The organism is Pseudomonas sp. LAM2023 (genome assembly GCF_016620375.1).
GTDB lineage: Bacteria > Pseudomonadota > Gammaproteobacteria > Pseudomonadales > Pseudomonadaceae > Aquipseudomonas > Aquipseudomonas anuradhapurensis.
This window is the reverse complement of record NZ_JAENHV010000017.1, coordinates 519,268-530,277: the sequence shown is the minus strand read 5'-3', so window position 1 is coordinate 530,277 and position 11,010 is coordinate 519,268. Positions and strand designations below refer to the sequence as shown.

9 protein-coding genes are annotated in these 11,010 nt (G+C 62.7%); 8 read left to right on the top strand and 1 reads right to left on the bottom strand.

Annotation, left to right across the window (positions count from 1 at the left end):
• Positions 1 to 300: 300 nt before the first annotated feature.
• Genes JKP78_RS12485 through JKP78_RS12475 form a run of 3 tightly spaced genes read left to right on the top strand, consistent with a single transcriptional unit; the run spans position 301 to position 3,863 of the window.
• Positions 301 to 960 (top strand): paraquat-inducible protein A, encoded by a 660-nt coding sequence (locus tag JKP78_RS12485; RefSeq protein ID WP_186674036.1) that lies wholly within the window; start codon positions 301 to 303, stop codon positions 958 to 960.
• Positions 947 to 1,570 carry a paraquat-inducible protein A gene (locus JKP78_RS12480; RefSeq protein WP_186689420.1) on the top strand — a complete coding sequence of 208 codons (624 nt, stop codon included), beginning with the start codon at positions 947 to 949 and terminating at the stop codon, positions 1,568 to 1,570. The genes JKP78_RS12485 and JKP78_RS12480 overlap by 14 nt, the downstream gene beginning before the upstream one ends.
• Complete coding sequence (locus JKP78_RS12475) at positions 1,563 to 3,863, top strand: PqiB family protein (protein WP_186689418.1); 2,301 nt, start codon at positions 1,563 to 1,565, stop codon at positions 3,861 to 3,863. The genes JKP78_RS12480 and JKP78_RS12475 overlap by 8 nt, the downstream gene beginning before the upstream one ends.
• A gap of 234 nt (positions 3,864 to 4,097) precedes the next feature.
• On the opposite strand, the gene rpsT is transcribed toward JKP78_RS12475, so the two are convergent.
• The gene (rpsT, locus tag JKP78_RS12470; RefSeq protein ID WP_003247625.1) at positions 4,098 to 4,376 is read right to left on the bottom strand and encodes a 30S ribosomal protein S20; all 279 of its coding nucleotides are present in this window, start codon (positions 4,374 to 4,376) and stop codon (positions 4,098 to 4,100) included.
• Positions 4,377 to 4,626: 250 nt separating this feature from the next.
• Here rpsT and murJ point away from each other — a divergent pair, with 250 nt between their 5' ends.
• From murJ to fkpB, 5 genes are all read left to right on the top strand, one after another.
• Positions 4,627 to 6,165, top strand: a complete 1,539-nt coding sequence (gene murJ, locus JKP78_RS12465) for a murein biosynthesis integral membrane protein MurJ (RefSeq protein ID WP_200626751.1) — start codon at positions 4,627 to 4,629, stop codon at positions 6,163 to 6,165.
• A gap of 118 nt (positions 6,166 to 6,283) precedes the next feature.
• On the top strand, positions 6,284 to 7,234 hold the full coding sequence (gene ribF / locus JKP78_RS12460; RefSeq protein WP_200626750.1) for a bifunctional riboflavin kinase/FAD synthetase: 951 nt from the start codon (positions 6,284 to 6,286) through the stop codon (positions 7,232 to 7,234).
• Entirely contained in the window at positions 7,231 to 10,062 is a 2,832-nt protein-coding gene (ileS, locus tag JKP78_RS12455; protein ID WP_186689413.1) for an isoleucine--tRNA ligase, read from the top strand. Before ribF ends, ileS begins: the two co-directional genes overlap by 4 nt.
• Positions 10,055 to 10,570 (top strand): signal peptidase II, encoded by a 516-nt coding sequence (gene lspA / locus JKP78_RS12450; protein WP_170028137.1) that lies wholly within the window; start codon positions 10,055 to 10,057, stop codon positions 10,568 to 10,570. Before ileS ends, lspA begins: the two co-directional genes overlap by 8 nt.
• A complete protein-coding gene (gene fkpB / locus JKP78_RS12445; RefSeq protein ID WP_186674028.1) occupies positions 10,563 to 11,000 on the top strand; it encodes an FKBP-type peptidyl-prolyl cis-trans isomerase in 438 nt (145 codons plus the stop codon). The genes lspA and fkpB overlap by 8 nt, the downstream gene beginning before the upstream one ends.
• The last annotated feature ends 10 nt before the right edge of the window (positions 11,001 to 11,010 follow it).

The window sequence follows — 11,010 nt, the reverse complement described above, 5'->3', positions numbered from 1 at the left end:
CCGATGGTAGTGTGGGGCTTCCCCATGTGAGAGTAGGTCATCGTCAAGATTCATTTCGCAAAACCCCTATCTGCGCATGCAGGTAGGGGTTTTGTCTTTGCGCCGGCAAAACAAGCGCGCGCCCTGTAGGAGCGGCCTTGCGTCGCGATCGGCCGCACAGCGGCCGCCACCCCGTACCTGGCCACCGCGTCGCCTGTTTCGCGGCTAAAGCCGCTCCTACACCGATCGCACGAAAGGCCCGCTCCCACTATCCAGGCAAGAACACTAGAATAGCCCCACGCACCTATTCAGAAGCGCTATATGCCCAACCCTGTCGAACCCGAATCATTGGCCCGCTTGCCGTTGGACGAGCTGGTTGCCTGCCATGAATGCGATTTGCTGCTGCGCAAGCCCGTACTCCAGCATGATGAAAAGGCCTTGTGCCCACGCTGCGGCTACGAGCTCTATGCCCATCGGCACAACGTGGTCAACCGTAGCCTGGCGTTGGTGCTGACTGCCCTGCTGCTGTTCGTGCCGGCCAATTTCCTGCCAATCATGCAACTGCACCTGCTGGGCCAGACATCGGACGATACCGTGTGGAGCGGCGTGTTGGGCCTGTACAACTCAGGCATGCGCGGCGTGGCCGTAGTGGTATTCCTTTGCAGCATGGCCATACCCCTGGCAAAACTCCTGTGCCAACTGGCCGTACTGTTGAGCATCCGGTTGAACATCGGCCGTGATTACGGCCTGCTGTTCTACCGCATCTATCACCATTTGCGTGACTGGGGCATGCTCGAGGTCTATTTCATGGGCGTGCTGGTGGCCATCGTCAAGCTGGTGGACCTGGCTGAACTGACCGTCGGCCTGGGGTTGTTCTGCTTCATCAGCCTGCTGTTGATCCAGGTATGGCTCGAGGTGGTGATGTCGCCGCACCAGATCTGGAGTGCGTTATCGGGGGAGGACCTGCATGCGGGCGATTGATGCGGGCATTCTGGTCTGCAACGAATGTCACGAGCTGAACCGGCAAGAGCCGGGCAGCACTTCCCAAACCTGCACACGCTGCGGCGCCATCGTGCATGCCCGCCGCCCGAACAGCATCGTGCGTACCTGGGCGCTGCTGATCGCTGCATCGATCCTGTACATTCCGGCCAACATGCTGCCGATCATGACCGTGAGTACCCTCGGCCAAGGTAGCCCTGACACGATCATGTCCGGCGTCATTACCTTGCTCAAGCATGGCATGGTGCCCATTGCTGCGGTGGTGTTCATTGCCAGTATCCTGGTGCCCACCTTCAAGCTGGTGGGCATTGGCCTGCTGTTGTATTCCGTTCAGCGGCGGCAGCCGCTTTCGGCGCGGCAACGGATATTGATGTACCGCTTCATCGAATTCATCGGGCGCTGGTCCATGCTTGATATCTTCGTTATCGCCATCCTGGTGGCGGTGGTGAATTTTGGCCGTATCGCCAGTGTCGAAGCCAACCTGGGCGCTGTCGCCTTTGCAACTGTGGTGATCCTGACAATGCTTGCTGCTTTAACTTTCGATCCCCGACTGATTTGGGATAACACGGAGTCGGATGACGACCATGAGTGACCTGCCAACGGCTAAAACCCGCCCAGCCTCGAACTGGTCGGCCATCTGGATACTGCCTTTGATCGCCTTGATGATCGGTGGTTGGCTGGCCTGGCAGGCTTACCGTGATGCCGGGGTGGAAATTGAAGTGCGCTTCGAATCGGGTGAGGGGATCGTCGCCAACAAGACCGAGGTCATCTACAAGGGCATGCCGGTTGGCAAGGTGACCCGCCTGGTCCTGGATGCCAAGGGCGAGAACCAAGGGGTGATCGCCACCATCGAGATGAACAAGGCTGCCGAGCCCCACCTGACCAAGGGCACGCGCTTCTGGCTGGTGAAGCCAAGTGTCAGCCTGGCGGGTATTTCCGGTCTTGAGACATTGGTGTCAGGTAACTACATCGCCGTCAGCCCGGGGGAGGGTGAACGTACCAAGCGCTTCACCGCGTTGAAAGTGGCACCGCCGCTGTCGGACACCGAGCCCGGCCTGCACCTGACCCTCAAGGCCGACCGGCTGGGCTCGCTCAACCGTGACAGCCCTGTGTTCTACAAGCAGATCCAGGTCGGCCGGGTGAAAAGCTATCGTCTTTCCGACGACCAGAGCACCGTCGAAATCAAAGTTTTCATCGAGCCGGCATACGCCAGCCTGGTGCGCAAGCACACACGTTTCTGGAACGCCAGCGGCGTCAGCATCGATGCGTCGCTGTCGGGGGTGAAGGTGCGCAGCGAGTCGCTGTCGAGCATCGTGGCTGGTGGTATCGCCTTCGCCACGCCGGAACACCGCAAGGACAGCCCGCCTACCGACTCCAGCCTGCCGTTCCGCCTGTATGAAGATTTCGATGCGGCCCAGGCCGGTATCCGCGTAAAGCTGAAGTTGAGCGACTATGAAGGCCTGCAGGCGGGGCGTACCCCCGTCATGTACAAAGGTATCCAGGTCGGCTCGCTGAAAACCCTGAAGATGGAAGACAACCTGGCCAGCGCATCGGCCGAATTGACGCTGGACCCATTGACCGAGGACTACCTGGTCGAGGGCACGCAGTTCTGGGTGGTCAAGCCATCGATTTCGCTGGCGGGTATCACAGGCCTGGAAGCGCTGGTCAAAGGCAACTACATCGCTATTCGTCCCGGCGAGAAGGGCGCGCGCCCCGAGCGTGAGTTCGAGGCCCGTGCCAAGGCGCCGCCACTCGATCTGAAGGCACCTGGCCTGCACATGGTGTTGTTCGCCGACACCCTGGGCTCGCTGGAGATCGGTAGCCCGGTCATGTACCGCCAGGTCAAGGTGGGTAGCGTGCAGAGCTACCAGTTTGCGCGTAACAGCAACCGCATCCTGATCGGCGTGCATATCGAGAAGGAATACGAAAAACTGGTCAACGGCTCGTCGCGCTTCTGGAACGTCAGTGGTATCACGCTGAGTGGCGGTCTGTCCGGCATCAAGATCAAGAGTGAGTCGCTGCAGACGCTGATGGCCGGTGGTATCGCCTTCGACACGCCGCGACCCGATGTGGCGCTCAAACGCCATATTCCGCGCTTCCGCCTGCATGACAGCCAGGAAGCGGCCAACCGCGCTGGAACGTTGGTCACCATCCGTGTCGACCGTGCCGATGGTTTGAAGCCGGGTACGGCTATCCGCTTCCGTGGCCTGGATGTAGGCAGCATCGAGAGCGTCGACCTCACGGATGACCTGCAGGCGGTATTGCTGCGGGCACGTATTACCGAAGCTGCAGACCGTATTGCCCGGGTCGGCACGCAGTTCTGGGTGGTCAAGCCGGCTTTTGGCCTGGTGCGCACCCAGAACCTCGACACCCTGGTCGGCGGGCAATACCTGGAAGTGCAGCCGGCAGCCAAGGACCGTGGCCCGCAGCGTGACTTCATCGCGCTGGCCGAGGCTCCGCAAGTGGCTGGGCCGGAAGTCGGCCTGCCGTTGACGCTCAGCGCGCCGCGCCGTGGCTCGATCAAGCCGGGCGTGCCGGTGACCTACCGCGAGGTCGCGGTGGGCAAGGTGACAGGCTTCGAGTTGGGCCAGAGTGCTGACCGCGTGCTGATCCATATCCTGATCGAGCCGCGCTATGCGGCCCTGGTACGCAGCGGCAGTCGCTTCTGGAACAGCAGTGGCTTCGGTTTCGACTGGGGGCTGTTCAAAGGGGCTTCGGTGCGTACCGAGTCGGTGGAGACCCTGATCGACGGCGGTATCGCCTTCGCCACGCCGGATGGTGACCAGATGGGCACCCCGGCACGGCCGCAGCAGACGTTTGCCTTGTTTGACCAGGCCGAAGAAGACTGGCTGAAGTGGGCGCCGAAGATTCAGATAGCCAAGTAGTACCGGGCCACCTCAGGCTCGCCTCTTTGTAGGAGCGGCCTTGTGTCGCGATCGGGCTGCAAGGCAGCCCCAGCGGTATCTGCGTTGCAGTTGCAATCGAGGGGCTGCTACGCAGCCCGATCGCGACACAAGGCCGCTCCTACAAAAAGCGGTGCGGCGTGGGGTAGTGCCGAAGCACAAATCGCAGGCAATAAAAAACCGACCCTAGGGTCGGTTTTTCGACTAGCGCGTCGCTTAGGCAGCTGCAGCTTCTTTCAGCGCCTTGATGTGGCCATTCAGACGGCCTTTGTGACGAGCAGCCTTGTTCTTGTGGATGATGCCCTTGTCGGCCATACGGTCGATTACAGGCACAGCCAGAACGTAAGCGGCTTGCGCTTTTTCGGCGTCTTTTGCGTCGATGGCTTTGACTACATTCTTGATGTAGGTGCGGACCATGGAACGCAGGCTGGCGTTGTGGCTGCGACGCTTCTCAGCCTGTTTTGCACGTTTCTTGGCGGAAGGTGTGTTGGCCACCGTCGAGCTCCTCGAAAGACTTTAGGTAAATAGCAAACAAAATAGGCCGCGAATCATGCCGATCAGTCGAGCGGATGTCAAGGCCACCTGCAAGGTTCCGCCGAGCGGTGCGCCAACAGGAGGGAAAGATTCCTTTCTGCTGCGCGACCTGTAAACTCGGGAATTTTTGGCTCCCCTGCGAAGGCGCGGGAGTATCGCACATTCGGACGCTGTCTGGCAGCGTCCTCTGCCCTTGGCGTGAATCTTTTCGATGAACCTGCTCAAATCCCTGGCTGCGGTAAGCTCGATCACCATGATTTCGCGGGTGCTGGGCTTTGTCCGCGACACCATCCTGGCGCGTATCTTCGGCGCCGGCATCGCCACCGATGCCTTCTTCATCGCCTTCAAGCTGCCCAACCTGCTGCGGCGCATCTTCGCCGAAGGTGCGTTTTCCCAGGCGTTCGTGCCGATCCTGGCCGAATACAAGACCCAGCAAGGCGAGGAGGCCACCCGTACCTTCGTCGCCTATGTCAGCGGCCTGCTGACCCTGGTCCTGGCGCTGGTCACCGCCATCGGCATCCTGGCCGCGCCGTGGGTGGTCTGGGCGACCGCCCCCGGCTTCGTCGACAGTGCCGAAAAGTACCAGCTGACCACCGCACTGTTGCGGGTGACGTTTCCTTATATATTGCTGATCTCGCTGTCTTCGCTGGTCGGGGCCATCCTCAATACCTGGAACCGCTTCTCGGTACCGGCCTTCACTCCGACCCTGTTGAACGTGGCGATGATCGCCTTCGCCGTGCTGCTCACGCCGTACTTCGACCCGCCGATCATGGCCCTGGCCTGGGGTGTGCTGGCCGGAGGCCTGGCGCAGCTGCTGTACCAGCTGCCCGCGCTGAAGCGGATCGGCATGCTCGTGCTGCCGCGCCTGAACCTGCGCGACACCGGTGTATGGCGGGTGCTCAAGCAGATGCTGCCGGCGATCCTCGGGGTGTCGGTGAGCCAGATCTCGCTGATCATCAACACCATCTTCGCCTCGTTCCTGGTGGCTGGCTCGGTGTCGTGGATGTACTACGCCGACCGCCTCATGGAACTGCCTTCAGGCGTGCTGGGCGTGGCCTTGGGCACCATCCTCCTGCCGACCCTGGCCAAGACCTACGCCAACAAGGACCGCGAAGAGTACTCGCGGATCCTCGACTGGGGCCTGCGCCTGTGCTTCCTGCTGGTGCTGCCTTGCACCCTGGCCCTGGCCATCCTCGCCGAGCCGCTGACCGTGGCGCTGTTCCAGTACGGCAAGTTCACCGCCACCGACGCGGCGATGACCCAGCGGGCGCTGATTGCCTATTCGGTGGGCTTGCTGGCGATCATTCTGGTCAAGGTACTGGCCCCGGGTTTCTATGCGCAGCAGAATATCCGCACGCCGGTGAAGATCGCGGTGTTCACCCTGGTCTGCACCCAGCTGTTCAACCTGGCCCTGATCGGCCCGCTGGCTCATGCCGGGCTGGCACTGGCGATCAGCCTGGGTGCCTGCCTGAATGCCGGCCTGCTGTTCTGGAAGCTGCGCAGCCAACAACTGTTCCAGCCGCAGCCAGGCTGGGCGATGTTCCTGCTCAAGCTGCTGCTGGCAGTGGGGCTGATGTCGGCGGTGTTGCTGGCTGGCATGCACTTCCTGCCGGCCTGGGAGCAGGGCAACATGCTCGAGCGCCTGCTACGCCTGGCAGCGCTGGTACTGGCCGGCGTCGTGAGCTATTTCGGCTGCCTGTACCTGTGCGGCTTCCGCCCACGGCATTTCGCCCGCAAGGCCTTGCACTAGGGCAACGGGTGGGTCAGGCGTCGGTTTTTCGCATTCCACGCCGCCCTTGGGCGCTGCTGCCTGTCACCGGCGCCCGGGTGTGGTTATAATCGGCCACTTTATGAGCAAGAAGCGCGTTATGCAGCTGGTTCGAGGTCTTCACAACCTGCGCCCCGAGCACCGGGGCTGTGTCGCCACCATTGGCAACTTCGACGGGGTTCACCGCGGCCACCAGGCGATCCTGGCGCGCCTGCGCGAGCGCGGCCAGGCCTTGGGCCTGCCAACCTGCGTGGTGATCTTCGAACCCCAACCACGCGAGTACTTCGCCCCTGATAGCGCGCCGGCGCGCCTGGCGCGCCTGCGCGACAAGATCGAGCTGCTGGCAGCCGAAGGCATCGACCAGGTCCTGTGCCTGGCATTCAACCAGCGCCTGAGCCAGCTCGGTGCCGATGCCTTCGTCAAGACCATCCTCGTCGACGGCCTGGGGGTACGCCACCTTGAAGTGGGTGATGACTTCCGCTTTGGTTGCGATCGCGCCGGTGACTTTGCCTTCCTGGTCGATGCCGGCAAGCAGTACGGCTTCTCTGTCGAGGCCGCCAATACGGTGATCCAGGACGGCCTGCGGGTCAGCAGCACCGAAGTGCGCAAGGCGCTGTCCGAGGGCAACTTCGAACTCGCCGAGCACCTGCTGGGCCGCCCCTACAGTATCAGCGGCCGCGTGCTGCACGGCCAGAAGCTGGCCCGCCAGCTCGGTACACCCACTGCCAACATCCAGCTCAAGCGCCGTCGGGTGCCGTTGTCCGGGGTCTACCTGGCCAGCATCGAGATCGACGGCAAGGCCTGGCCGGGTGTCGGCAATATCGGCGTGCGCCCCACCGTTGCCGGTGACGGGCGCCCGCACCTGGAAATTCATCTGCTGGACTATGCCGGCGACCTGTATGGCCGGCGCCTGACGGTGGAGTTCCACCACAAGCTGCGTGAAGAGCAGCGTTTCGCCTCCCTGGAGGCGCTGAAGTCGGCGATCGATGCGGATATCGCCGCCGCACGTGCACATTGGCACGCTCAACCGTTAACGAAGAGCCTGAAATGACCGACTACAAAGCCACGCTAAACCTTCCGGACACCGCCTTCCCCATGAAGGCCGGCCTGCCACAGCGTGAACCGCAGATCCTGCAGCGCTGGGACAGCATTGGCCTGTACCAGAAGCTGCGCGAAATTGGCAAGGATCGTCCCAAGTTCGTCCTGCACGACGGCCCGCCCTATGCCAACGGCAAGATTCACATCGGTCATGCGCTGAACAAGATCCTCAAGGACATGATCGTCCGTTCCAAGACCCTGGCCGGCTTCGATGCGCCTTACGTGCCGGGTTGGGACTGCCATGGCCTGCCGATCGAGCACAAGGTCGAGGTCACCCACGGCAAGCACCTGTCCGCCGACCGCACCCGCGAGCTGTGCCGCGAGTATGCCGCCGAGCAGATCGAAGGGCAGAAGACCGAGTTCATTCGCCTGGGCGTGCTGGGTGACTGGGACAACCCGTACAAGACCATGAACTTTGCCAACGAGGCCGGGGAAATCCGCGCCCTGGCCGAGATGGTCAAGCAAGGCTTCGTGTTCAAGGGCCTGAAGCCGGTGAACTGGTGCTTCGACTGCGGTTCGGCGCTGGCCGAAGCCGAGGTCGAGTACGCCGACAAGAAATCGCAGACCATCGACGTGGCCTTCCCGGTTGCCGACGAGGCCAAGCTGGCCGCCGCGTTCGGCCTTGATGCGCTGGCCAAGCCGGCCGCCATCGTGATCTGGACCACCACTCCGTGGACCATCCCGGCCAACCAGGCGCTGAACATTCACCCGGAGTTCAAGTACGCCCTGGTCGATACCGGCGCGCGCCTGCTAGTGCTGGCCGAAGAACTGGTCGAAGCGTGCCTGAAGCGCTACAACCTGGAAGGCTCGGTCATCGCCACCGCCCAGGGTTCGGCACTGGAGCTGATCAACTTCCGTCACCCGTTCTACGATCGCCTGTCGCCGGTGTACCTGGCCGACTACGTCGAACTGGGCGCCGGTACCGGCGTGGTGCACTCCTCGCCAGCCTACGGTGAAGACGACTTCGTCACCTGCAAGCGCTACGGCATGGTCAACGACGACATCCTCACCCCGGTGCAGAGCAACGGCGTGTACGTGGATTCGCTGCCGTTCTTCGGCGGCCAGTTCATCTGGAAGGCCAACCCGGCCATCGTCGACAAGCTGAGCGAAGTCGGTGCGCTGATGCACACCGAAACCATCAGCCACAGCTACATGCACTGCTGGCGCCACAAGACCCCGCTGATCTACCGCGCCACCGCGCAGTGGTTCGTGGGCATGGACAAACAGCCGTCCACTGGCGAGCCGCTGCGTGAGCGCGCGCTGAAAGCCATCGAGGACACCAAGTTCGTACCCGCCTGGGGCCAGGCGCGCCTGCACGCGATGATCGCCAACCGCCCGGACTGGTGCATCTCGCGTCAGCGCAACTGGGGCGTGCCGATCCCGTTCTTCCTGCACAAGCAGACCGGCGAACTGCACCCGCGCACCGTCGAATTGATGGAAGAAGTGGCCAAGCGCGTCGAGCAGCAAGGTATCGAGGCCTGGTTCAAGCTGGACGCTGCCGAACTGCTGGGCGCCGAAGCCGAGCAATACGACAAGATCGCCGACACCCTCGACGTGTGGTTCGACTCGGGGACCACCCACTGGCATGTGCTGCGTGGTTCGCACGACATCGGCCACGCCACCGGCCCACGTGCCGACCTGTACCTGGAAGGTTCCGACCAGCACCGCGGCTGGTTCCACTCTTCGCTGCTGACCGGCTGCGCCATCGACGGCCATGCGCCGTACCGCGAGCTGCTGACCCACGGCTTCACCGTGGACGAGAACGGCCGCAAGATGTCCAAGTCGCTGGGTAACACCATCGAGCCGGAAAAGGTCAACAACACCCTGGGTGCCGACATCCTGCGCCTGTGGGTCGCCGCCACCGACTACTCCGGCGAGATGGCCGTTTCCGAGCAGATCCTGCAGCGTAGCGCCGACGCCTACCGTCGTATCCGCAATACCGCACGCTTCCTGCTGTCCAACCTGTCCGGCTTCGACCCGGCGCGCGACCTGCTGGCCCCGCAAGACATGCTGGCGCTGGACCGCTGGGCAGTCGACCGCACCCTGCTGCTGCAGCGCGAGCTGGAAGAGCACTACAGCGAGTACCGTTTCTGGAACGTCTACTCCAAGGTGCACAACTTCTGCGTGCAGGAACTGGGAGGCTTCTACCTCGACATCATCAAGGACCGCCAGTACACCACCGGCGCCAATAGTGTCGCCCGTCGTTCCTGCCAGACCGCGCTGTACCACATCAGCGAGGCGCTGGTGCGCTGGATCGCTCCGATCCTGGCGTTCACCGCCGACGAAATCTGGCAATACCTGCCGGGCGAGCGCAACGAGTCGGTGATGCTCAATGGCTGGTACCAGGGCCTGAGCGAGCTGCCGGAAGGCACCGAGCTGGACCGTGCCTACTGGGACCGCGTGATGGCGGTGAAGGCATCGGTCAACAAGGAGCTGGAAAACCAGCGTACCGCCAAGGTCATCGGCGGCAACCTGCAGGCCGAAGTCACCCTGTACGCCGACGAAGGCCTGAGCGCCGACCTGGGCAAGCTGGGCGACGAACTGCGCTTCGTGCTGATCACCTCGGCTGCCAGCGTGGTGCCGTTCGCCCAGGCGCCGGCCGAAGCCGTGGCCACCGAAGTCGAAGGCCTCAAGCTGAAGGTGGTCAAGTCCGGCCACGCCAAGTGCGGCCGTTGCTGGCACTTCCGCGCCGACGTCGGCAGCCACCCGGAGCATCCGGAAATCTGCGGCCGTTGCGTCGACAACCTGAGCGGCTCGGGTGAGGTGCGCCACTATGCCTAACCCTGCAGCGGGGCGCTTCGGGCGCCTTGCATGGCTTTGGCTGAGCCTGCTGGTCCTGGTCCTCGACCAGGCCACCAAGCTGTATTTCAACAATGCCCTGACCATGTACCAGCAGATCGTCGTGATTCCCGACTACTTCAGCTGGACCCTGGCCTACAACACCGGCGCGGCCTTCAGCTTCCTCGCGGAAAGCTCCGGCTGGCAGCGCTGGCTGTTCGCCCTGATCGCCGTGGTGGTCAGTGCCGTGCTGGTGGTATGGCTCAAGCGCCTGGGGCGCAACGAGACCTGGCTGGCCGTGGCGCTGGCGCTGGTACTGGGTGGTGCGATCGGCAACCTGTACGACCGCGTCGTGCTCGGCCATGTGGTCGACTTCATCCTGGTGCACTGGCAGAACCGCCATTACTTCCCGGCCTTCAACCTGGCCGACAGCGCCATCACCGTTGGTGCGGTGATGCTGGCGCTGGATATGTTCAAGAGCAAGAAGTCCGAGGATCCGGTTCATGACTGACACCCGTATCGGCCAGAACACCGAAGTCACCCTGCACTTCGCGCTGCACCTGGAAAACGGCGATACCGTCGACAGCACCTTCGACAAGGCCCCGGCCACCTTCAAGGTGGGCGATGGCAACCTGCTGCCAGGTTTCGAGAACGCCCTGTTCGGCTTCAAGGCCGGCGACAAGCGTAACGTGGTGGTGGCCCCGGAGAATGCCTTCGGCCAGCCTAACCCACAGAACGTGCAAGTCATGCCGCGGTCCCAGTTCGAGGGCATGGAGCTGTCCGAAGGATTGCTGATCATCTTCAACGATGCTGCCAATACCGAGCTGCCGGGTGTGGTCAAAGCGTTCGATGACGACCAGGTGACCATCGACTTCAATCACCCACTGGCTGGCAAGACCCTGACCTTCGAGGTGGAGATCCTCGAGGTCAAGGCCCTGTGAGCCTGGAGCC